Origin of the sequence: Erythrobacter mangrovi (assembly GCF_013260645.1) — a bacterium.
Lineage (GTDB): Bacteria > Pseudomonadota > Alphaproteobacteria > Sphingomonadales > Sphingomonadaceae > Qipengyuania > Qipengyuania mangrovi.
Genome location: NZ_CP053921.1, coordinates 2,115,152 through 2,135,826 on the forward strand (window position 1 = coordinate 2,115,152; position 20,675 = coordinate 2,135,826).

The 20,675-nt window shown below is 63.1% G+C and carries 23 protein-coding genes and 1 tRNA gene; 7 read left to right on the forward strand and 17 right to left on the reverse strand.

Going from position 1 to position 20,675, the window contains the following annotated elements; all coding sequences use genetic code 11:
* Positions 1-38: 38 nt before the first annotated feature.
* From HQR01_RS10730 to HQR01_RS10745, 4 genes are read right to left on the reverse strand one after another with little or no spacing between them, the layout of a single operon-like run.
* Complete coding sequence (locus tag HQR01_RS10730; RefSeq protein ID WP_173214863.1) at positions 39-557, reverse strand: hypothetical protein; 519 nt, start codon at positions 555-557, stop codon at positions 39-41.
* A complete protein-coding gene (locus tag HQR01_RS10735) occupies positions 554-1,309 on the reverse strand; it encodes an alpha/beta fold hydrolase (protein ID WP_173214864.1) in 756 nt (251 codons plus the stop codon). The genes HQR01_RS10730 and HQR01_RS10735 overlap by 4 nt, the downstream gene beginning before the upstream one ends.
* Positions 1,306-1,752, reverse strand: coding sequence for a GFA family protein (locus tag HQR01_RS10740; protein ID WP_173214865.1), 447 nt, complete (start codon positions 1,750-1,752; stop codon positions 1,306-1,308). Before HQR01_RS10740 ends, HQR01_RS10735 begins: the two co-directional genes overlap by 4 nt.
* Positions 1,749-2,396, reverse strand: coding sequence for a 2-hydroxychromene-2-carboxylate isomerase (locus tag HQR01_RS10745; protein ID WP_173214866.1), 648 nt, complete (start codon positions 2,394-2,396; stop codon positions 1,749-1,751). Before HQR01_RS10745 ends, HQR01_RS10740 begins: the two co-directional genes overlap by 4 nt.
* Before the next feature lie 93 nt (positions 2,397-2,489).
* Between HQR01_RS10745 and HQR01_RS10750 the strand changes: the two genes are divergently transcribed.
* The 3 genes from HQR01_RS10750 to HQR01_RS10760 are packed head-to-tail and all read left to right on the forward strand — an operon-like array spanning position 2,490 to position 5,590.
* The gene (locus HQR01_RS10750; RefSeq protein ID WP_173214867.1) at positions 2,490-2,936 is read left to right on the forward strand and encodes a MarR family winged helix-turn-helix transcriptional regulator; all 447 of its coding nucleotides are present in this window, start codon (positions 2,490-2,492) and stop codon (positions 2,934-2,936) included.
* Complete coding sequence (locus tag HQR01_RS10755) at positions 2,929-4,002, forward strand: HlyD family secretion protein (RefSeq protein WP_173214868.1); 1,074 nt, start codon at positions 2,929-2,931, stop codon at positions 4,000-4,002. Before HQR01_RS10750 ends, HQR01_RS10755 begins: the two co-directional genes overlap by 8 nt.
* A 4-nt stretch (positions 4,003-4,006) precedes the next feature.
* A complete protein-coding gene (locus tag HQR01_RS10760) occupies positions 4,007-5,590 on the forward strand; it encodes a DHA2 family efflux MFS transporter permease subunit (protein ID WP_173214869.1) in 1,584 nt (527 codons plus the stop codon).
* Between the two features lie 70 nt (positions 5,591-5,660).
* On the opposite strand, the gene HQR01_RS10765 is transcribed toward HQR01_RS10760, so the two are convergent.
* The 6 genes from HQR01_RS10765 to HQR01_RS10790 form a co-directional block, all read right to left on the reverse strand.
* A complete protein-coding gene (locus HQR01_RS10765; protein ID WP_234030139.1) occupies positions 5,661-6,380 on the reverse strand; it encodes a dimethylarginine dimethylaminohydrolase family protein in 720 nt (239 codons plus the stop codon).
* 67 nt (positions 6,381-6,447) lie between these two features.
* The gene (locus tag HQR01_RS10770) at positions 6,448-7,473 is read right to left on the reverse strand and encodes an aspartate-semialdehyde dehydrogenase (protein WP_173214870.1); all 1,026 of its coding nucleotides are present in this window, start codon (positions 7,471-7,473) and stop codon (positions 6,448-6,450) included.
* An 85-nt stretch (positions 7,474-7,558) separates the two neighbouring features.
* Positions 7,559-9,703: a S9 family peptidase gene (locus tag HQR01_RS10775; RefSeq protein WP_173214871.1), complete on the reverse strand. Its 2,145-nt coding sequence runs from the start codon at positions 9,701-9,703 to the stop codon at positions 7,559-7,561.
* Between the two features lie 396 nt (positions 9,704-10,099).
* On the reverse strand, positions 10,100-10,468 hold the full coding sequence (gene rplS, locus HQR01_RS10780) for a 50S ribosomal protein L19 (protein ID WP_325064502.1): 369 nt from the start codon (positions 10,466-10,468) through the stop codon (positions 10,100-10,102).
* On the reverse strand, positions 10,465-11,205 hold the full coding sequence (gene trmD, locus HQR01_RS10785) for a tRNA (guanosine(37)-N1)-methyltransferase TrmD (protein WP_173214872.1): 741 nt from the start codon (positions 11,203-11,205) through the stop codon (positions 10,465-10,467). The genes rplS and trmD overlap by 4 nt, the downstream gene beginning before the upstream one ends.
* The gene (locus HQR01_RS10790; RefSeq protein WP_173214873.1) at positions 11,202-12,119 is read right to left on the reverse strand and encodes a LysR substrate-binding domain-containing protein; all 918 of its coding nucleotides are present in this window, start codon (positions 12,117-12,119) and stop codon (positions 11,202-11,204) included. The genes trmD and HQR01_RS10790 overlap by 4 nt, the downstream gene beginning before the upstream one ends.
* 104 nt (positions 12,120-12,223) lie before the next feature.
* On the opposite strand from HQR01_RS10790, the gene HQR01_RS10795 reads away from it, so the two are divergent.
* Complete coding sequence (locus HQR01_RS10795; RefSeq protein ID WP_173214874.1) at positions 12,224-12,526, forward strand: hypothetical protein; 303 nt, start codon at positions 12,224-12,226, stop codon at positions 12,524-12,526.
* A 91-nt stretch (positions 12,527-12,617) separates the two neighbouring features.
* Here HQR01_RS10795 and HQR01_RS10800 read toward each other — a convergent pair whose 3' ends face one another.
* The 7 genes from HQR01_RS10800 to HQR01_RS10830 all read right to left on the reverse strand — a co-directional run bounded on the left by HQR01_RS10800 (position 12,618) and on the right by HQR01_RS10830 (position 18,293).
* The gene (locus HQR01_RS10800; protein WP_173214875.1) at positions 12,618-13,583 is read right to left on the reverse strand and encodes a carbon-nitrogen hydrolase family protein; all 966 of its coding nucleotides are present in this window, start codon (positions 13,581-13,583) and stop codon (positions 12,618-12,620) included.
* 77 nt (positions 13,584-13,660) lie between these two features.
* Positions 13,661-15,028, reverse strand: a complete 1,368-nt coding sequence (locus tag HQR01_RS10805) for a C13 family peptidase (protein ID WP_173214876.1) — start codon at positions 15,026-15,028, stop codon at positions 13,661-13,663.
* Positions 15,029-15,075: 47 nt separating this feature from the next.
* Positions 15,076-15,576 carry a ribosome maturation factor RimM gene (gene rimM, locus HQR01_RS10810; RefSeq protein ID WP_173214877.1) on the reverse strand — a complete coding sequence of 167 codons (501 nt, stop codon included), beginning with the start codon at positions 15,574-15,576 and terminating at the stop codon, positions 15,076-15,078.
* A 9-nt stretch (positions 15,577-15,585) separates the two neighbouring features.
* The gene (gene rpsP, locus HQR01_RS10815) at positions 15,586-16,101 is read right to left on the reverse strand and encodes a 30S ribosomal protein S16 (RefSeq protein ID WP_173214878.1); all 516 of its coding nucleotides are present in this window, start codon (positions 16,099-16,101) and stop codon (positions 15,586-15,588) included.
* Between the two features lie 34 nt (positions 16,102-16,135).
* Positions 16,136-17,605 carry a signal recognition particle protein gene (gene ffh / locus HQR01_RS10820; protein WP_173214879.1) on the reverse strand — a complete coding sequence of 490 codons (1,470 nt, stop codon included), beginning with the start codon at positions 17,603-17,605 and terminating at the stop codon, positions 16,136-16,138.
* 179 nt (positions 17,606-17,784) lie between these two features.
* Positions 17,785-17,860, reverse strand: a tRNA-Ala gene (locus HQR01_RS10825).
* Positions 17,861-17,951: 91 nt separating this feature from the next.
* Positions 17,952-18,293 (reverse strand): FYDLN acid domain-containing protein, encoded by a 342-nt coding sequence (locus HQR01_RS10830; RefSeq protein WP_173214880.1) that lies wholly within the window; start codon positions 18,291-18,293, stop codon positions 17,952-17,954.
* A gap of 171 nt (positions 18,294-18,464) precedes the next feature.
* Here HQR01_RS10830 and aroA point away from each other — a divergent pair, with 171 nt between their 5' ends.
* From aroA to HQR01_RS10845, 3 genes are read left to right on the forward strand one after another with little or no spacing between them, the layout of a single operon-like run.
* On the forward strand, positions 18,465-19,778 hold the full coding sequence (gene aroA, locus HQR01_RS10835; RefSeq protein ID WP_173214881.1) for a 3-phosphoshikimate 1-carboxyvinyltransferase: 1,314 nt from the start codon (positions 18,465-18,467) through the stop codon (positions 19,776-19,778).
* Complete coding sequence (locus HQR01_RS10840) at positions 19,775-20,029, forward strand: CBU_0592 family membrane protein (RefSeq protein ID WP_173214882.1); 255 nt, start codon at positions 19,775-19,777, stop codon at positions 20,027-20,029. The genes aroA and HQR01_RS10840 overlap by 4 nt, the downstream gene beginning before the upstream one ends.
* Positions 20,026-20,646, forward strand: coding sequence for a (d)CMP kinase (locus HQR01_RS10845; RefSeq protein ID WP_173214883.1), 621 nt, complete (start codon positions 20,026-20,028; stop codon positions 20,644-20,646). Before HQR01_RS10840 ends, HQR01_RS10845 begins: the two co-directional genes overlap by 4 nt.
* Positions 20,647-20,675: the final 29 nt, after the last annotated feature.

Here is a 20,675-nt window from a genome sequence, read left to right on the forward strand (position 1 = left end):
TACACATGCTACCGGATTGCACCTGCAGCCCAGCTTAATCAAGCCGTCCGGGAGGAATTCCGGTCGAGCAACAATGCAGCCAGGATGACGAAGAAACTGGCCAGCCAGGCGGCCATCTTGATCGGCCGCACAGTCGCCGCGAGACCGGCGAGACCGTCATCACCCGCCCGTTGGACCAGTTGCACGAATTGGCTGATCGTCTCGACATAATCCGCCACAAGAAAGATCGCGCCTGCGGCCAGCGTCGTGGTGCCCAGCAGCCTGACGCGCTGCTTCGGCGACTGCATGAACCATCGCCCGCCGAGGATGCAGCCGACGCCGTAAATGCCGATGAAGACGAGATCGCCGATCATCGCGATGCGCGCCTGCCCATAGAGTGCCGCCGCATCCCACGCCGCCTGGATTCGGTCTATTTCCGCCGCGGTTCCGGCGGACTGGTGATCGGAAATCCCGCCCGGAACCTCGGTCAGCATCAACGGCAGGCTCAGCATGATGACGATCGCAAAGGCCACGAGCCCCCCGATCCAGCTCCACAGGAAAGCGCGCTTGAGCGTCATCTTGTATCTCCCAACCAATCGGCGATCGCCTGTCCCATTTCAGGCTTGGTGCAGCTGCTCATGTGAGTGCCGGGTACTTCGACATAGGTCGCATTGGGCAGCAGTGCGGCGAGCTCGGGCGCCGAACCGTTATCGCGGTCCTCGTCACCGCAGACAACCAGCGCTGGCATGGTGACATTGTCGAGCAGGGCCAGATCGAGATCGGGCATGGTGTCGAGCAGCATGCGCGCGGCAGTTCGGTCGATTCCCTGTGACTTGAGGAACATCTTCGAGAAATAAGCCGGATCGCCCTGCTCGATGCTGTCGAATTCGTCGATCACGCGACGAAAGAACCCGGACCGCTTTCGCCATTCGCCAAGACCGGCCGTGCCCATCCCGCCGAGCACGACGCGCGCAGGCGCAAGCACTCTGGTAGCGACCGCGTGCAAGGTGGTGCGTGCGCCAAGCGAGAAGCCGCCGAGATCGTAGTCGTCCAGGCCAAGATGTTCGACCAGAGCAACGAGGTCGCGCACTAGAACCCTGCTTGGGTACGCGGCCGGATCCTGCGGCACCGCGCTTTCGCCATGGATGCGGAAATCGAGCATCAGGACTTCATATCCGCGCGCAGCGATCGTCTCGTGATGCCCCCACTTGATCCAGTTCATCTCCGCACTTGAGAACAAGCCGTGAAGCAGCACGAAGGGTCGCCCCTCCCCGTGCCGGTGAAGCGCCAGGTCGGTCCCGTCGAAGCTTGCGAAATGTTCGGTCTTCATTCGGGAACGTCCAGTCCTTCTTTCTTCCAGCGGGCTGTAATGCTTGGCGTTCCGTCACTGCGCTGCCGCGGCAATCCGCTCGTGTCGATCCACGCTTCGTGGAGGCTCTCGGCACCATAATGCCCCGACGGTACAAAGCCCGATGGGTCATCGAAACTCCCGATGGTCAGGTCATCGCGCCCCTTGTTGTCCTTGTAGTGGAAACCGAGGGGCGTGCCGCAATGCGAGCAGAACGGGCGATCAGCGATCGGGCTACTTTCGTACCTGTCGGGCTCGCTCTCCCAAGTCAGCGCTTCGCGAGGCACCTGGACGAAGGCGGCGGCGAAACCGCCGGTGGCCTTCTGGCACATCCGGCAGTGGCACAGGTAAGCCTCTGCATCCTCGACATCGACCCGATAACGGACCCGTCCGCACTGGCAGCCGCCTGTCTTGATCGTGCTCATCGGGCCGAAAGCCCCTTTTGCTCCATCCGCCATTTGGCCATTTCGATACGGTCCTGGCCGAAGAAGGGTTCACCTTCGAAGACTAGCGTCGGCACGCCCCAATGGCCGGCAGCTTCCAACGCATCCTGATTGGCGGCGATTTCGGCATCGAGTGCCTCGGGCTCGGCCGTGACCTCGGCTTCGATCTCGGCCGCATCCAGCCCGGCGCGTTCGAGTGCGGAAGCAAGGTGGTCGCCCTCGTGCCAGTTCTCCTGCCCACCCCAGATCATCTGACCCGCCTCATGGGCGAATACGAGGCCCTTGCCCCGACGCGCGGCAGCCTGCCCCATGCGCGTGACACGGCGGATATAGGGCTGCTCTTCCGCGATCTTGCGTGTGGCGACGTCCTGCACGATCGGATCCGGCCGCGGCGCACCGAAGGGAATGCCGTGGAACTGTGCCACGCGGATCATGTCGCGGAAGGTATAGGCCAGCCAGTTGGGATGGTTGCGCTCGAAGAAATCGGGCTGGCGGATCGCCAGCGGATAGACCGGGCGCAGGGTGATATCGAGGTCATACTCCTCCGCCATGGCACGATAACGGCCCACCGACAGGTAGCTGTAGGGCGAGCGGAAGCTGAAATAGAGGTCTGCGATCAGTGTCATGGCACGGGTTCTATCGCGCAGTTGCACGATGCGCCACTACGGTTTCAAAATTTGCACGTTGCAATAATAAGCCCTGTTATTATATGTGCCGCCATGGAAACCAACGTCGGATATCTCCTCTCGGATAGCGGCCGCCTGCTGCGCAAGACTTTCGACGAGCGGGTGCGCAGCCTTGGCCTCACCGCGGTGCAGGCCCGGCTACTGCTCAGCCTCGTCAAGTTCCCCGACAACAACCAGGCCTTCTATGCCGAACGGATCGAGGTCGAACCGATCACCCTCACCCGCATCGTCGACCGGCTCGAAGAATCGGGCTGGGTCGAGCGCGTGGCCGATCCCTCTGATCGACGCGCACGCCTGCTGCACCTGACCGACAAGAGCCGCGAGATCGTCGAACCGTTGCGCACGATCATCGACGGCCTCGTCGCCGACATGGTCGAAGGCCTGAGCCAGGAAGATCAGGATGGGCTGGCCGCCTTGCTTGCGAAAGTATCCGACAACCTTTCGGCAGATCGAACCATGAAGGACGTGGCAAATGGCTGAGGCTGATCCCCAGATCCCCGCCGAAGCCGGGGTCGTGATCAAGGAAACCGTCGCGCCGAAGAAGCGCAATTGGGGCCGGCTCGCGCTGATGCTCAGCGTGCCGCTGGCGCTGCTTATCGCGGGAGCGATCTATTGGCTGACGCTGCAAGGCAAGGTCTCGACCGACAATGCCTATGTCCAGCAGGACCAGGTCGCGGTGAGCGCACAGGTCGGCGGCGAGATCGTCGAGGCGCTGGTTGGCGATGGAGACACTGTAAAGGCCGGGGACGTATTGTTCCGCCTCGACCCCGAACCCTACCGCCTGCAGATCGCACAGGCCGACGCGGCTATTGCGACCGCGCAGGCGAATATCACCGCGCTGGCGAATGCGGCCGACCTGTCCGGCGCCGACATTTCTGCTGCGCGCGAGGATATCGCCTTTGCGGAGGCGAATTTCCGCCGCAAGGACGAGCTCTACAAGCGTGGCTTCCTGAACAAGGCAGAGCATGATGCAGCCGCGCATGCGGTCAGCCAGGCCCGCGAAGCGCTGCGCCAGGCCGAAGCCAAGCGGCAGGCTGCCAGCGCCAAGCTGGCCACCGGCCCCGCGGTTCCCGGCGAAAATCCGCAAGTGGCCACGGCAAAGGCGCAGCGCGCGGTTGCCGAGCTGCAGCTCAGCCGCACCGTGGTGCGCGCGCCCAGCGCCGGTCGTATCGCTCAGGCCGATCGGTTGCAGGTCGGCCAGCAAGTCGTCCAGGGCCTGCCGGTGCTGACGCTGGTGGCCGACGGCAGCAGCTACGTCGAAGCCAACTTCAAGGAAACCGATCTCGCAGACATGAAAGTCGGCCAGCCTGCCGAAATCCACTTCGATGCCTATCCCGACCTCGTGCTCAAGGGGCATGTCGAATCGATCGGGGCCGGCACGGGCAGCGAATTTTCGGTGATCCCCGCGCAGAATGCGACCGGTAACTGGGTAAAAGTGACGCAACGCGTGCCGGTCAACATCGCGATCGACCAAGAAAGCCCCCGCAGCCTGATCGCGGGCCTGTCGACCGAGGTCACCGTCTTTACCGACGGTCGCAAGCGCTAGGTCCATGGCCAGTCGCGCAGCCCCCGCTGCCGCTTCTGACGCGCCCTTCCCCGCGCGCGACGAGGCACTGCTCCCGGTCGAGAACCCCGGCCTGCTGGTCGTCGGGATCATGGGCGCATCGCTACTGCAGATTCTCGATACGACCATCGCCAACGTCGCAATCCCGCATATGCGCACCAGCCTTGGCGCGACGACCGAGACGATTACGTGGGTCCTGACCAGCTATATCGTTGCCAGCGCGGTCGCCCTGCCCATTACCGGCTGGCTGGCAGACCGCGTCGGCGGGCGGCGCCTGTTCATCTGGTCGGTGATCGCCTTCATCATTACCTCCATGTTGTGCGGCCTTGCGCAGACCCTGGAAGAAATGGTGCTTTTCCGGGCCCTGCAGGGGGTCTCTGGCGCTTTCATCGCGCCGCTGAGCCAATCCTTCATGCTCGATACCAACAAGCCCAGCCGCCAGGCGCAGATGATGGCGCTGTGGGGCATGGGCATCATGATCGGCCCGATCCTTGGCCCGGTTCTAGGCGGTTGGTTGACCGAACAGGCCAACTGGCGTTGGGTCTTCTATGTCAACCTGCCGATCGGCATCATCAGCCTTGCGATCCTGCTGGCACAATTGCCCCATCGCGAGATCAACCGCCGCCGTTTCGACCTGATCGGCTTCGCCCTCCTTGGCCTCGCACTAGCCAGCTTCCAGATGTTGCTCGACCGTGGCCAGACACTCGACTGGTTCGACAGCATGGAGATCTGGCTGTGGACATTCCTGTTCCTGTCGTCGACGTGGATGGCGGTGATCCACCTCGCCACGGCTCGAAACCCGCTGTTTGACAGGGCGCTCTTCGCCGACCGCAACTTCGCCATTGCGATGGGCTTCATGCTCGCGATCGGCGTAGTCATGTTCGCGACGATGGCGCTGCTTCCACCGATGCTGCAGCAGTTGATGGGCTACGACGTGATCGACACGGGGCTGGTGCTGATGCCGCGCGGCATCGGCGTGTTGTTCTCTATGCAGGTCGCCGGAATGCTGATGCGGCGCAACATCGATGCACGACCCGTGGTGGCGGCCGGCTTCCTTATCTGCGCCTTGTCGCTATGGGAGATGTCGCAATGGTCGCTCGGCGTCGACCGCTTCCACATTGTCAGTTCGGGCCTCATCCAGGGGCTCGGCATGGGGCTGGTGTTCATCCCCTTGAACGTCACGGCGTTCGGTACGCTGCCTCCTCACTTGCGAACGGACGGCTCAAGTTTGCTGAACCTGTTCCGTTCGCTGGGCGCATCGGCTGGGATATCGCTGACGACTGTGATGTTTGCCCGCAATCTCCAGACCAGCCATGAAGACATTGCGGGCCAGATTACCGGCGCGACCGTCTCCAGCGTCATCGATGTGAGCACGGTCGACCGATTCCAGAACCTTGGCGAAGTCGTGCTACGCCTGTTCGATGCAGAGGCAAACCGCCAGGCCGCGATGGTCGCCTATGTCGACGATTTCTGGATGATGATGTGGGTCACCCTCGCGGCGATCCCGTTGGCCTTCGTGATGCGCAAGCCCAAGGCGCCTTCAGGACGCATGCCGCCGCCGGGCGAATAGTCAGCCAAAGAAGCGGACCGCGCCAGGTCCATGCCTACACATCCCACTGGGATATGAAGAATCCCGGCGGTTAGGCGGCCCGCCAGCGGAGCGACATGCAAGACAGGCCGGCGTCGATCTTGCCGATCTCAGCGATCGGGAGCGTGCGGGTCGATACGCCACACGCTTCAACCAGGTCGCGCAGTTGAGGAAAACCCGTTCCCAAGAGCACAGTGTCGCGTACCCGCAGCAAATTCGCGCCAGCTGCTTCCTCCGCCGGGACGACGATGCGTCGCAGCGAACCAAAGATCGCGGCGTCATCGAGTTCGGCGACCACCGCAACAGTCTCTTCGTCGATCAGCCCGCAGCCGGTCTTGAAGTGGAGCACGTTTGCAGGCGTTACGACGATCCTGCCCTTGCGACCAAGCCTGTCCAGCACAGCGATGAGCGCTTCGGCTCCCGCCCGATCCGTCCGCGCAGAAAGACCGATCAGGACTTCTCCCGGCGTCACGAGTACGTCGCCGCCATCGACAAATCCCTCGGCCAGCCTGAGCACTTGCGGGAAGCGTTGCTCCAGCGCGGGCAAGATTGCGGCAGCCTCGCCCGCGCGTGTTGATGCGCCGGGATTGAGCAGGATCGCGCTTTCGCCGAATACTAGGGCCGGATCCTCGACGAAAATCGAGTCAGGAAAGGCCTCGAGCGGCTCGAGTATCTCAATCGTCAAGCCAAGCGCACGAAGCGCTTCGGCGTAGGCCGTATGTTCGGTCAGAACATCGTCATAGGCCGGGTCATCGTGGTCGCCGTCCCGCAAGCCCTGCGTTACGCTCCGTGCAGGAGCGCGCAGCAGGGCATGGGTGAAGTCATAGACGGCCAGCGGTTCAGCCCTTTTTGAGGCACTCGCGACCGAGCAGTTCGGCGATCTGCACCGCGTTGAGCGCCGCGCCCTTGCGCAAATTATCGGACACGCACCACAGGTTGAGGCCGTTCTCGACGGTCGGGTCCTCGCGCACGCGGCTAACGTAGGTCGCGCTGTCGCCCGCCGCCTCGATCGGGGTAACGTATCCGCCATCTTCGCGCTTATCGACGAGCATGATGCCCGGCGCCTCGCGCAGGATGTCCATCGCCTGCTCGGCCGACATCTCGTTCTCGAACTCGATGCTGACGGCTTCCGAGTGGCCGACGAACACCGGCACGCGGACGCAGGTGGCGGTAAGCTTGATCTTGGGATCGAGGATCTTCTTGGTCTCGACCACCATCTTCCACTCTTCCTTGGTCGACCCATCGTCGAGGAAGACATCGATGTGCGGAATGACGTTGAAGGCTATCTGCTTGGTGAACTTCACCGGTACGACCGGATCACCCACGAAGATGTTGCGGCTCTGCTCGAACAGCTCATCCATGCCCTGCTTGCCCGCGCCCGAAACCGACTGGTAGGTCGACACGACCACGCGCTTGATCGTCGCGGCATCATGCAGCGGCTTGAGCGCCACCACCAGCTGGGCAGTCGAGCAGTTGGGATTGGCGATGATGTTGCGCTTCGAATATTCATGGATCGCGTGCGGATTCACCTCGGGCACGATCAGCGGCACGTCCGGATCCATGCGGTAGAGCGAGCTGTTGTCGATCACCACGCAGCCGGCGGCCGCCGCCTTGGGCGCATATTCCTTCGCCGGGCCGCTGCCCGCCGCGAACAATGCAATGTCCCAGCCAGAAAAGTCAAAATGCTCGATGTTATGGCACTTGAGCATCTTGCCGGTGTCGCCGAACTCAACCTCGGTGCCGACCGAACGGCTCGAGGCGACGGCAGCCACTTCGTCGCAGGGGAACTCGCGCTCGGCGAGCACCATCATCATCTCGCGCCCGACATTCCCGGTCGCGCCGACTACGGCAACACGATAACCCAATTCATTTCTCCGAAATCAACGAGCCGCCGAGATAGCGATTGCGGGGGCCACCGCAAGCGCACATTCGATTGCGCGGGCTAAAGAGCTACTCCGGCGGCGTGACCCCGTGCGCCGCAAGGAAGCGGAAGACGGAGTTGAAGAAGTGTGGCGAGATCTTCTCGCCCGATACACGGTGCGTGTAGCCGGGATAGAGCATCATCTCAAACGGCACGTTGGCGCCCTGCAATTCCGCAATCAGCGCGGTCGAATTTTCGAACACCACATTGTCGTCAGCCATGCCGTGAACCAGCAGCAGCGGATCGCTGAGTTTTGTCGCATCGGGCAAGGCGGAGGAGGCATCGTAGGCCGGCCCATCCTTCTGCGGCGTACCCATGTAGCGTTCAGTGTAGAAGGTGTCGTAAAGCTCCCACTTCGTTACCGGCGCGCCCGCAATCCCCGCCGCGTAGTAGCCCGGATCGGCCTGTAGCTGCTTGAGGGTCATGTAGCCGCCATAGGACCAGCCCGAGATCGCGATCTTGCCCGGGTCAACGAACGGCAGTGATTTGAGGTATTCGGTCCCTGCTTTCTGGTCGCGCACCTCGACCCCGCCCATGGCGTGATAGATCGGCTGCTCGAATTTGACCCCGCGGTTCGCGCTGCCGCGATTGTCGATGGCGAACCAGATATAGCCCTTGTCGACAATGGCCTGCCGCAGCGCACCGTCCCAGCCCTTGCTGACCACCTGCGCGTGCGGCCCGCCATAGTGATAGAAATAGACCGGATAGCGCTTGCCCGGCTCAAGTTCGGGCGTGACCATTTCCCAATAGAGTGGCGTGCCATCTTCTGCGGCAATCGTACCGTATTGCGTCGGCCGGTGGCTTGCGACGAAGGGCGTATAGGGATGCGACGCGTCGAGCGCGTTCTCTTCGATCCAGGTAATGCGCACGCCGCCCTGGTCCGCAAGATAGCTTTGCGGTGGGGTGCTGTCGTTCGAACGCGTGACGAGCAACGTCTGGCCCTTCGCGTCCATGGTCGCCGCATTGGAATACTCGGGATCGGTCAGCCGTACCAGTTCGCCTCCGCTCAGGGGAAGCGCATAGACCTGCGGGGCAAGCACCGAATCTCTGGTGCCGCGAATGAATATCCGCCCCGCCTCCTGGTCGATCCCGACGAGATCAGTGACAACCCATTCGCCCTTGGTCAGTTGGGTCCACTGGCCACCGGCATAGCGATAGAGATGGCCGTAGCCATCGCGCTCCGACCACCAGACGAGCGAGCCGTCTTCGAGCCATTTGTAGTTGTTGGTGAGGTTGACCCAGTAATCCTCCACCACTGCATGTTCGGTGAACAACAGGCTGCTCGCGCCCGTAGCAGGGTCGACCTTGAGGACGTCGATGACGGTCTGGTCGCGGTTTACGCGCTGGACGTACAGCGCACTGGCATCGGGCGCCCAGTCAACCCGCGCCAGGTAGATGTCGGGATCGCTGCCCAGATCGACCCGAACCCGGTTCTGCCCATCCGGGTCCATAACGTAGAGATCGATCAGGACATTGGCGCTGCCAGCGACAGGGTAGCGTTGCTCATAAACCCTCGTTCCGGTCGCGCCGATTGCCGCACGGGTAACGATGCCAACCCCGCTTTCATCGAAGCGTTCGACCGCGATCCGCCTGTCGTCCGGGCTCCACCAGTAACCCGTTAGCCGGTCCATTTCCTCCTGTGCGACGAACTCGGCTTCGCCCCAGCGGATATCGGCGCCTTCCTTGGGCGTCACCGGTGCAGCTGATTGGCCGACCTCTCCGATCCACAGCTGCCGGTCGCGCACGAAACTGAGGTAGCGGCCAGTCTCGCTCAAGGCGGGGTTGAGCTCGCTCTCCTCGGTATCGGTCAGGCGCTGCACCTCGCCACCCGGGCGCGCGAGGTAGATGTCGCCGTCGATCGGCACCAGCAGCCCCGCACCATCCGCGGTCCACTGGTAGTCAATGATGCCCTTGAGGCTGCCGACGCGCGCCCGCTCGCGCTGCATCTTCTCGTCTTCGGACAGTTCGCGACCCGAACCCAGCTTCTTGCTGTCGACCAGCATCGACCATTCCCCGCTCTCGCGGTCGTATCCCCACAGGTCATAGCGGTTCTTGTCTTCCGCCCGGTTGCGCAGGAGCGTCAACCACCGTCCGTCGGGAGATAGTTTCGCCTTGCGCGGCGCCGGCCCGTCGAGCGAGGGCGAGGCGAAGACGCGTTCGAAGGTCAGCTCCATGGGGGCGGTTTCCTCAGTCGATGGGGCATTTGGGGGGGTATTCTGGGCAGCAAGCGGCGCGACAAGGCATGTGCCCAGCGCAAGCGCAGCAGCAAGGGTAATGAAGCGCAATCTGTCTCTCCCGGCAATCCGCCGGCGGTGATGGCGAGCGCTCGGGCACGAGGCAAGCCCGCAACCGTGAATTCATGCCTAATTTCGGCTTAATTGCGATTGCTTAAATCGCGTTAACGCGTGCTTGCCACAAGGGCGGAGACGTCACGGGGTCTATCCGGCTCACAAGCTCCGTGGCGGCACATCGAAGGGAGGCCACTTCCGTCCTCCCACGATACCCACGCGAAAAGGGCGGCTCCCGCAAGGGAGCCGCCCTTTATTTTCTCGCAGCTTCGCGAAGTGCGCTTACGCCTTGGGGGCGTTGTCGCGACGTTCGGCGATGCGGGCGCGCTTGCCGGTACGGCCGCGCAGGTAATAGAGCTTGGCGCGACGCACCACGCCGCGGCGAACCACGGTGATGCTGTCGACGATCGGCGAGTAGAGCGGGAACACGCGCTCAACGCCTTCACCGAAGCTGATCTTGCGAACGGTGAAATTGCTGTTGATCGAGCGGTTCGAGCGGGCGATCACGACGCCTTCGAACATCTGCACACGCTCGCGGTTACCTTCGATGACCTTCACGCCGACGCGCACGGTGTCACCGGCGCGGAATTCGGGGATGTCCTTGCCAGCCTTGGAGATTTCCTCGGCTTCGATCTGCTGGATCAGGTTCACTGGTCCAAGTCCTTCTTCTTTCGCCGCGCGCCAGAGGCAGGCTGGGCCCGAGCACCACTGTAGCGCTCCCAAAGGTCCGGCCTGCGTAACCGTGTGTCGTCTTCGCTCCTCGCCTTGCGCCAAGCAGCGATCTTCGCATGATCCCCCGATCGCAGCACTTCAGGGATCGTGCGCCCTTCCCATTCCTGAGGTCGGGTATATTGCGGGTACTCCAGCAAGCCGTCCTCGAACGACTCCTCGGTCCCGCTTGAAGGCGCGCCCATTACTCCGGGAAGCAGGCGAATGCAAGCGTCGAGAATAGCCAGGGCGGCAGGCTCCCCGCCCGAAAGGACGATGTCAGCCAGGCTAACCTGTTCGATCTGCGGGAAGGCTTCGAAAATACGCTCGTCGAAGCCCTCGAAGCGGCCGCACAGAATGGTGACTCCGGGGCCCACTGCAATCTCGCGAACACGGTCCTGCGTGATCGGCTTGCCGCGCGGCGTCATGGCCAGGATCGGCCGCCCATCGGCCACGCTGGCGAGCGCGGCACCGATGACGTCAGGCTTGAGCACCATGCCCGCCCCGCCGCCCGCTGGCGTATCGTCGACCGTGCGGTGCCTGTCGGTGGCGAAGTCACGAATCTGCACCGCCTCGCACGACCAATCGCCCCGCTCGAGCGCGCGCCCGGCGAGCGACACGCCCAGCGGCCCGGGAAACATCTCGGGGTAAAGCGTCAGGACAGTGGCGGCAAAACTCATTCAGGTCGTTCCCATATTTCCCGCAAAGGTCCGTTCCGTTCTGCCTCGAACTCGTGCTGCACCCATTCGCGGAAACGCTCGATCTTGCGCACGCCGACGCGGTTGGCCGGATGCACGACCCATTGCGATGCGTCCGGCAGGTAGAGCGTTTCGAACGGCTGCACCAGCCGTCCGCTTTCAAGGTCTGCTCGCCAATAGAGCGGAGACAGCAAGGCGATCCCATAGCCGGCCAACACGGCGTTGGCTTCCTGCAACTGGCCATCGAGCACGATTCCGCGGCGCGGCGGCGGCGGCTCGCCGATACCCGCCTTGGCAAACCAACCGGCCCACATCGGATCATTGGGTGTATGCCGTTCGACGCGCAGCAGGTCTTCCGGCTTCCTGATATCATTGGCTGCGATAAACTCGGGTGAGCAGATAGGGGTGAAGTGCTGGCGAAACAGGAAATCGCTGCGCATCCCGTCCCACTTGCCCAGGCCGACCCTGATCGTGACGTCGACCTTGCCCAGGCCGAATTCGACCAGGTCGTTCGATAGCGTCAGCTTTACCGCAAGGTCAGGATGACGCAGCTGGAATCGACCGATCCGCGCGCTCAGCCACGTTGCACCGGCCGCTACCGGTGCATCGATCGCCAACACATCTTGCTCGTCTTCGGCAAGCGCCGCGAAGGCGTCGGCAATCGCGGACAGGCCGCTCGATACGGCCGGCAGCAAGCGTCGACCCGTGTCGGAAAGCTGGACCCGACCCTTCGCGCGAACGAACAGGGGCGTACCCACGCGGTCCTCAAGTTGGCGGATCTGGTAGCTGACCGCAGCCTGGGTCATGCCCAGCTCCTCGGCTGCGCGGGAGAAATTCTCGTGCCTGCCCGCTGCTTCGAAGGCGCGAACGGCAGCAAGAGGCGGCATGCGATTCATGCCTCACTTCATAAGCCTACCTTATGGTATCTGCTAGTCGTTTTGTTGGAAAGAATGCGATCGCAGGAGCAAACAGGGCTTATCGAGAAACCCGGAGACCTACCATGTTCCTGGAAACCCTGACCCAGCAACGGGCCTATGCAGCACCAGCCGCGGAGGCCCGCAACAATGAAGCCCTGCTTGCCTATCTGAGGGAGCACCTGACCCCGCGCGAAGTCCACATGTTCGGCCTCGAACCCGCGGAAACCAGCGAAGAGACGCCACCGCTACCCGCCACGCGGCTACTCAGTGGCTTGGGCGCAAGCTTCGCAACGACCCTGCTTTTCGTCCTCGTCGGCTTCCTTGCGACGCTCGGACTCCCCGACGGCGGCCTAGTTACAGCCGCCGGAACCGCCGTGATTGCCTGACCCCCCGGCAATTCGGTCTCGAAGGGGGCGGAGCCATCCTGTCGGCGCCATAATGGGCCAGACGGAATGCGCTCCGCCCTCAAACCGTTTCCTAGTCTGAGACCCCGTTATGCCAGTTCACGCCAAGGTGGCTGCGTGTATCCACCGACAATTCGAACACATCAGGTCTTGAATAGTGGCCGTCGGTGTCGAGTGAAGCCAGCGCGGCACCGATCTCATCCAGATCTAGTTCGGCAACCAACGTCTCCTCGCCCTCCCCTGCTTGCGCGATGATGCGCGCGTCGGGTCCCGCGATGAGCGAGTTGCCACTATTGAGAACCTCAGGCTCGATCGTCTCGAGCAGCTCGCGTGCTGCCCCGTCGCCGCCGATGCGTTCCAGTCCGTCGAACAGGTCGTCGCGGTGCTGAACCAGACCCGCCGCCAAGACAAAGCAGCGACCCTCCATCGCGTAGTGACGGCTAGCAATGGCATAGCTTTCGCGCACCGTCGGCCAGGCGGCGACATGCACGCTCTCGCCCAGATTGTGCATTGCCGCGCGAGCCAGCGGCATCCAGTGTTCCCAGCAGATCAGCGAACCGACACGGCCCCATTCGGCCTGGTGCACGCCGAGCGTCGAGCCATCGCCGCGCGTCCACACCAACCGCTCGCCATGCGTGGGCACCAGCTTGCGATGGTCGAGTACTGGCTGGCCGGGGCGAAAGGTCATTTGGTTGTTGTAGAGGCTCTGGCGGACCCGCTCATGCGCGCCGATCGAAATCACCGCGCCGCTCCCGTCGGCCAGTTCCTGCAACGGCAGCAGTCGCTCGTCATCGGGTCCCACCGCCTGTTCGAGCAGAATACGATGCAGCGCGCGCGTGCCCGGATGGTCCCACAGTGCGGCGCCCGGCGCCTCGTCGAGCCACAGCGGATAGCCGCCGAGAAAGGTCTCGCCGAAGGCCACCACCCTGGCGCCGCCATCGATCGCCTCACGCGCTAGTCGCAACGCCTTGTCGATCCCGTCTGCAACTGCCAGCGGGACGGGCGCAGCCTGCACAATGGCAACGGAAAGCTTAGTCATGCGTGGCACTTACGCGCGCCGGTCAGCCGCCGCAACCACCGCCGCACTGCCACTTTTCTCAGGCAATGATCTTCCTATCATCGCTGCGCCTCACTCCGAGCATTCTTCCCCGTTGGCTCTCGAGCTTGTGACCAAAGCTCACTCATATTCGCTCCGATGAACTCTTGCGGATAGGAGGGGGCTACTTCTTCGACACCCTCTTCGCGCGCCACTTCACGCTTCACCACTTCAAAGGCCTCTGCCAGCGATGCGCCTTCGGCCAGTGGGCTTTCGATTACCGCTTTCCCGAATACCGTATACTCGCGACCGTCGCTGCAACCGAAGGAGGTGCGATCGGCGGCGGCGGCCGTCAGTACGATCGTATCGGCGCTACGCAAGGGAGCGATCCAGCTACCGGAGTAGCAGGCCGAAACGATGACGACCCGCCGAGATATACCGACATCATCAAGGAAGCGGCGGATCGAACGCGCCGAGACAGGTGCGATGGCCGTGTAATCGGGCGGCATGCTGGAAAGCTCTGCGTCGCGTGAGCCATGCGAGGTCAAATAGATGACAATGAGATCGCGCTGGGGGTCGACGAAGCTCTTCATCCCGGTTGCAAGAGCAGCAAAATTTGCCTGGATTGCCGCCGGGAAGCGGCCAACTGCGCTTGCCGCATTTGACATGACGACTAGCGGTGCTCCCGGGTCGAAGCGCCGTTGCAGGACCTTACCCGCCTCTACTGCTTCCCGTTCGAACAGGGCCTGCGTGCCGTCCGGAGCAATGGCGAGCACATAGGTGCGCGGCGATCCACCAGAGGATCGCAGGCGATCGAGCGTACGGTCGATCTCGGCAGGCTGGGAGGTCCAGAAACGCTCGGCATCGAAATCGAACGCGCCCTCATCCGCGAATTCATCCTGCCAGACATAGCGGATGCCGAGTGAGGTGACTATACTGTCGAGTGCACCAACGGCAGCGCCACCCAGCACGGCAACCACTGCGCAAAGCAGAATCGGCAAGCGGCGCAGCTCGGGTAGGTCATGCACATTTCCCGACAGGAAGCGGGCACCGGCGAGGATCGACCAGACCATCGGGAGGATGGTCAACAGCCCACCCTGTCGACTGTCTGGAAACACCAAGGTCAAGGCAAGGCTCGCTGCGGCATTCGCGACCGCCAGAAGAAGCAGCACTGTGGCGGTCGGGACCAGTGCCTCCCTGCGCCAGAGGGCGGCAACGATCAATGCACCGAGCAGTGGAGCTGTCGTGCCTGCGAGGACACTACCATATCCGCTCCATCCCTCGCCAAGACTAAGGAAAAAGTGGGCAAGCCCGACAAGGGCCATGACCAGCCAAAGAAACAGCGTCGGCCATGGGCTCGTGGGAACCTGCTCCAGCGAGACGCGCCGGAAGGCAAGCAAACGCCCCAAAAGGATCGCCAATTCTGGAATCGAGGCCGAAGTTCCCATTTCCCCACACTTAGCCGTGCCGGAACAAGGAAGGCAAAGAGTCCCGCCTAACTATCGACAAAGGCGGCTGTCACGACCAGCCGCTTCCCATCCCATTCGGGCACTGCCTGCTCTGTTAGCGGGACCATGAATTTCTTGCCGTCGGGCTTTTCGATCTCGATGATATCGGTCGCGCCGAAGTTCTCTACTGCGCAGACCCGGCCGATTGCCTCGCCGGAATCGGTGACCACGGGCAGGTCGAGGAGGTCGGAATGATAGAATTCACCCTCTTCCAATTCGGGCAGGGCCTCGCGCGGGACAGTTAAGGCGGTGCCCCGCAGCTGCTCGGCCGAGGTGCGATCCTTCACCTCGGCGAAGCGCGCGATGGCACCGCCCTTGTTGTCGCTGCGAATGGTGACGAGGGTCAGCACCCTCCCCGAGTTCGCGGCGTTGAAGCTCTTGTGCGGCTTCAGGGCATCGACCCCTTCGCCGAACAGCTTCAGGCGGACTTCGCCCGCCACGCCATGCGCGCCGGTGACGGCCGCGAGCGTGACGGACTGGTCCGACATCCGAGAGGCTTAGCCTTCAGCCTGCTCTTCGGTGGCTTCGGCAGCCGGAGCTTCCTCAGCGGCAGCTTCTTCGGCCGGAGCCTCTTCAGCCGCAGCTTCCTCGGCGGGAGCTTCTTCTGCAGCGGCTTCTTCAACCGGAGCTTCTTCAGCCGGAGCTTCGGCAGCGGCCTTGGCGGCTTCCTCAGCCTCGGCCAGCTTGGCGGCCTTTTCTTCAGCGCGTTCCTTGGCGGCGTCGCCCGGTTCGCCCTTCTTCGGGTTGTTGCGCGGTGCACGCTCGAGGATGCCCGCGGCATCAAAGAAGCGGTGGACGCGATCGGTGGGCTTGGCGCCAACCGACAACCAGTGGCGCGCACGGTCTTCGTCGAGCTTCACGCGCTCACCCGAATCCTTCGGCATCATCGGGTTGTAGGTGCCGATCTGCTCGAGATACTTGCCGTCACGCGGGCTGCGCGTGTCCGACACGACGATGCGGTAATACGGACGCTTCTTGGCGCCACCGCGCGAAAGACGGATTGCAACTGCCATTTTAACTTACCTTTCAAATGTAAACGTCTGAAATCTATTTCTTCTTCAAAAGCTCTTGCAGGTCAGGCGGGAGCGTGTTCGGATCCACGCCGGGTCCACCAAGGCCGGGCATTCCGCCCATTCCCTTGGGGCCGCCCAGCCCAGGCATAGCGGCGCCGAGGCCACCGCCGCCGAACAGCGCGCCGAGACCCTTAAGCCCGCCCATCTTCTTGATCTGCTTCATCGCGCGGGCCATCTCCTGGTGCATCTTGAGCACCTTGTTGACGTCCTGCACCTGAGTGCCCGAACCGGCAGCCACGCGCTTCTTGCGCTTGGCATTCATCAGTTCGGGACGCTTGCGTTCCTTGGGCGTCATCGAGCCGATGATCGCATCCATGTGCAACAGCACGCGATCGTCCATCCCGCTTGCCGCCATCGCCGCCTTGGCCTTCTTCATGCCAGGCATCATGCCCGCGAGCATGCCAAGGCCGCCCATCTGCTGCATCTGGCGCAGCTGCATGCGCAGGTCGTCGAGGTCGAACTTGCCCTGCGCCATCTTCTTGGCGAGCGCTTCGGCCTCGTCCTGCTTGATCGTCGCCGCGGCCTTTTCGACCAGCGAAACGACATCGCCCATGCCAAGAATGCGGCCGGCCACGCGGCCGGGATCGAAAGCCTCGATCGCATCGAGCTTTTCACCCGTGCCGGCGAACTTGATCGGCTTGCCGGTGACGTAACGCATCGACAACGCCGCACCGCCGCGGGCATCGCCGTCCATGCGGGTCAGCACCACACCGGTCAGCGGCACTTCGCCGGTAAAGCTCTGCGCCACGTTGACCGCGTCCTGACCGGTCAGGCTGTCGACCACCAACAGCACCTCGGTCGGCGCGGAGACGTTGGCGATTGCCTTCATTTCGGCCATCAGCGCTTCGTCGACATGCAGGCGGCCCGCAGTATCGAGCAGCAGAACGTCGGCGGCCTGCAGCTTGGCGCTTTCCATCGCGCGGCGAGCGATGTCGACCGGCTGTTGGCCTGGCACGATCGGCAGGGTCGCAACCTGCACCTGCTCGCCGAGCACCTTGAGCTGTTCCTGCGCAGCGGGGCGATTGACGTCGAGCGACGCCATGATCGCCTTCTTGCCGTGCTTTTCCTTGATCAGCTTGCCGAGCTTGGCAGTCGTGGTGGTCTTACCCGAACCCTGCAGGCCGACCATCATGATCACGACCGGCGGCTTGGCCGCAAAATTCAGTTCGGCCGGCTCGTCACCGCCCAGCATCTCGGTCAGTTCGTCGCTGACGATCTTGACCACTTGCTGGCCAGGGGTGACCGACTTGAGGACTTCGGAACCGATCGCCTTTTCGGTCACCGCATCGATGAAGCGGCGCACGACGGGCAGGGCCACATCGGCTTCGAGCAAGGCGATACGCACTTCGCGCATGGCATCGCGCACGTCCTGTTCGCTAAGCGATCCGCGCCCGCGCAGGCGATCGAACACAGTGCCGAGGCGATCGGACAGATTGTCGAACACGTGCCTACTCCAAACCCCGATTTCGCGAACGAAACCGGATAAACGCGAAAAACGCCGGCGGACGAAAACTCGTCGGCCAGCGTGGGGACAAGCCCCTGTAATCCCAAACTAATGCCCGGGTGTGGTGGAAGCAAGCCGCAGCCGTCGCCACGGCTCACTACCATCAAATCCGGGTGAAATGGTGGAGCCTAGCGGGATCGAACCGCTGACCTCTACAATGCCATTGTAGCGCTCTCCCAGCTGAGCTAAGGCCCCGAGCCATTTCCGAAAGACGCGTCCTGGGAGGCGCGTCACCCTTGCGGGAGGCGCCCAATATAAGGGCCCTCACCGCAATGCAACAGCAAATTTACGTGTCGTCGGAATCGTCGTCGTCGCCCTTGGAGACGGTCTCGACGCCAAGGTCGTCGTCGCCGCCCAGGTCGACTTCGTTGTCCGGCGAATCGTCATCTTCATCGATGTCGATGTCCAGATCGTCATCGTCGTCGCCACCCAGATCGGTGTCGGCTTCGATCTCTTTCTTCTTCTTCTCGTCCTCGAACGGAATCGGCTGCTTCGACTTGAGCACCGGCTCGGGGAACCATTCCTCGGCGCATTCGATGCACGTGACGGGCTCGTCCTTCGTCAGATCGTAGAAGCGGGTGCCGCATTTCGGGCAAGTCCGCTTCGTGCCCCATTCAGGTTTGACCATGTGTAATCCTTGGATTTGCTGCCCCGTCCGGTACGGTGCGGAGCGATGAATTCGTATTGTTCGTGATGGTTTCCCGATGCCCGGGAATCAACTGCGCGCGCGCCTTGCCAGAAGGTATTCGCGCTGTCAAAGCGCCGCACACATCACGACACTTCAGACGCGCGAGATTGTGTGACCGCCCACCGTTTTCAACCCTCCAAACCATTGACCGGCCGCATTCGCGTGCCGGGCGACAAGTCGATCAGTCATCGTTCGCTGATGTTCGGGGCATTGGCAGTCGGCCACAGTCGCATATCGGGTCTGCTGGAAGGTGAAGACGTGCTTGCAACCGCCGCCGCCTTGCGCGCGATGGGCGCATCGATCGCCAAGGACGGCGATGACTGGATCGTCGATGGCGTGGGTGTGGGTGGACTGCTGCAGCCCGGCCAGGCGCTCGACATGGGCAATTCGGGGACTTCGACCCGCCTGCTGATGGGCCTCGTCGCCAGTCATGGGATAACGGCCGCCTTCACCGGCGATGCCAGCCTGTCGAAGCGTCCTATGAACCGCGTGATCGATCCACTTTCGACTATGGGGGCGAGCTTCACGCCCTCCCCCGGTGGCACCTTGCCTCTGATGATGGAAGGAATGCAGCCAGCCGTCCCAATCACCTATCGCCTGCCTGTCGCATCCGCACAGGTGAAGAGCGCGGTGCTGCTCGCAGGGCTCAACACGCCCGGGATCACCACGGTGATCGAACCCGTGCCCACCCGCGATCATACCGAACGCATGCTGCGCGGCTTCGGTGCCGAGCTGACTGTCGAGGAAGACAACGGCGAGCGGATCATCCGCATCCATGGCCCTGCGGACCTGCACCCCTGCGACATTGTCGTTCCAGGCGATCCTTCCTCCGCCGCCTTCTTCGCGGTCGCGGCGAGCATCGTACCCGGCAGCGACCTGGTCATCGAAAACGTCGGCCTCAACCCCACCCGCGACGGCATCTTCCGCGTGCTGACACAGATGGGCGCCAGCATCGACAAGCTGGACGAACGTGAGGTCGGCGGAGAACCGGTTGCGGACCTGCGCGTGCGCCACGCTTCGCTCAAGGGCATCGAAATCGATCCGACTGTCGTCCCTAGCATGGTCGACGAGTTCCCGGTGCTGTTCGTCGCCGCCGCGATGGCAGAAGGCACGACCGTCACCCGCGGGCTCGAAGAACTGCGGGTCAAGGAAAGCGACCGGATCAGCGCCATGGCTGACGCGCTCACGGGTGCCGGCGTCGAACTCGAGGAAGCCGAAGACGGCCTGATCATCGAGGGTAGTGGCGGAGCCCCGCTGCGCGGAACCGCAAACAGCCGGACCAAGACGCACCTCGACCACCGCATTGCGATGAGCATGGCAATTGCCGGCCTCGCCAGCCGCGACGGTGTGGAAATCGACAGCATCGACCCGATTGCGACGAGCTTCCCGAACTTCATCGCCCTGCTGGAAGAGGCGGCAGCATGACGACCGACTGGGCAACCCTCATCGGCTTCGTCGGCATGGCCTGCATCATCGGTGCCTATGCCTATATGACCGCCAAGAGCGAACCGAACCCCTACGTGCTGCACGGCACCAACCTCGCAGGCGCCGCCTTCCTGACGGTTTCGCTGCTGGTGCACACCAACTGGCCAAGCCTCGTGCTCGAAGGCTTTTGGGCTGCGATTGCGTTATGGGGCCTGGGCAAAGCGCTGCGAGCGCGGAGTAGGTCCGTATGATCATCGCCGTCGACGGACCGACCGCCTCGGGCAAGGGTACAATCGCCAAGGCTCTTTCGGCACATTTCGGATTGCCGCACCTCGATACCGGCCTGCTCTACCGCGCCGTCGGGCGGCAGGTCTTTCTCGATGGCGGGGATCCCGACGATGCCGCGGATGCGGCGGCGGCAACGGGTTTTCCCGACAGCCTGCTCGACGATCCGGCGCTGCGCACCGAAGAGGCCGGAGGGCTGGCCAGCCGCGTTTCCGTCCATCCCGAGGTCCGCCGGGCGCTGTTCGATCGCCAGCGCGCCTTTGCCCTGCAGCCCGGCGGGGCGGTGCTCGACGGTCGCGATATCGGGACGGTCATTGCACCGGAGGCCGAAGCCAAGCTGTTCGTCACCGCCAGCGTCGCCGCCCGCGCCCAGCGGCGCTTTCGCGAGATGCACGAGCGCGGCGTACAGGTTACACTGCTCGAGATCGAGGACGACCTGCGCCGCCGAGACGAACGCGACAGCACCCGTGCGACAGCCCCTCTGGTTCCGGCCCCTGACGCGAAAATCATCGATACCAGCGCCCTGAGCCGCGAAGAGGCAATTGCAGCAGCCATCGCGGCGGTCACCGAAGCGGCGAGCTAGGCCGCGCAGCTCACAATCGACATTCGCGT

Excerpts from the sequence above, each read along its gene's own strand:
- HQR01_RS10730 (WP_173214863.1), bottom strand. The coding sequence starts at position 557 with ATGACGCTCAAGCGCGCTTTCCTGTGGAGCTGGATCGGGGGGCTCGTG.
- HQR01_RS10735 (WP_173214864.1), bottom strand. The coding sequence starts at position 1,309 with ATGAAGACCGAACATTTCGCAAGCTTCGACGGGACCGACCTGGCGCTT.
- HQR01_RS10740 (WP_173214865.1), bottom strand. The coding sequence starts at position 1,752 with ATGAGCACGATCAAGACAGGCGGCTGCCAGTGCGGACGGGTCCGTTAT.
- HQR01_RS10745 (WP_173214866.1), bottom strand. The coding sequence starts at position 2,396 with ATGACACTGATCGCAGACCTCTATTTCAGCTTCCGCTCGCCCTACAGC.
- HQR01_RS10750 (WP_173214867.1), top strand. The coding sequence starts at position 2,490 with ATGGAAACCAACGTCGGATATCTCCTCTCGGATAGCGGCCGCCTGCTG.
- HQR01_RS10755 (WP_173214868.1), top strand. The coding sequence starts at position 2,929 with ATGGCTGAGGCTGATCCCCAGATCCCCGCCGAAGCCGGGGTCGTGATC.
- HQR01_RS10760 (WP_173214869.1), top strand. The coding sequence starts at position 4,007 with ATGGCCAGTCGCGCAGCCCCCGCTGCCGCTTCTGACGCGCCCTTCCCC.
- HQR01_RS10775 (WP_173214871.1), bottom strand. The coding sequence starts at position 9,703 with ATGGAGCTGACCTTCGAACGCGTCTTCGCCTCGCCCTCGCTCGACGGG.
- trmD (WP_173214872.1), bottom strand. The coding sequence starts at position 11,205 with ATGAGTTTTGCCGCCACTGTCCTGACGCTTTACCCCGAGATGTTTCCC.
- HQR01_RS10790 (WP_173214873.1), bottom strand. The coding sequence starts at position 12,119 with ATGAATCGCATGCCGCCTCTTGCTGCCGTTCGCGCCTTCGAAGCAGCG.
- HQR01_RS10795 (WP_173214874.1), top strand. The coding sequence starts at position 12,224 with ATGTTCCTGGAAACCCTGACCCAGCAACGGGCCTATGCAGCACCAGCC.
- HQR01_RS10800 (WP_173214875.1), bottom strand. The coding sequence starts at position 13,583 with ATGACTAAGCTTTCCGTTGCCATTGTGCAGGCTGCGCCCGTCCCGCTG.
- HQR01_RS10805 (WP_173214876.1), bottom strand. The coding sequence starts at position 15,028 with ATGGGAACTTCGGCCTCGATTCCAGAATTGGCGATCCTTTTGGGGCGT.
- rimM (WP_173214877.1), bottom strand. The coding sequence starts at position 15,576 with ATGTCGGACCAGTCCGTCACGCTCGCGGCCGTCACCGGCGCGCATGGC.
- rpsP (WP_173214878.1), bottom strand. The coding sequence starts at position 16,101 with ATGGCAGTTGCAATCCGTCTTTCGCGCGGTGGCGCCAAGAAGCGTCCG.
- HQR01_RS10830 (WP_173214880.1), bottom strand. The coding sequence starts at position 18,293 with ATGGTCAAACCTGAATGGGGCACGAAGCGGACTTGCCCGAAATGCGGC.
- HQR01_RS10840 (WP_173214882.1), top strand. The coding sequence starts at position 19,775 with ATGACGACCGACTGGGCAACCCTCATCGGCTTCGTCGGCATGGCCTGC.
- HQR01_RS10845 (WP_173214883.1), top strand. The coding sequence starts at position 20,026 with ATGATCATCGCCGTCGACGGACCGACCGCCTCGGGCAAGGGTACAATC.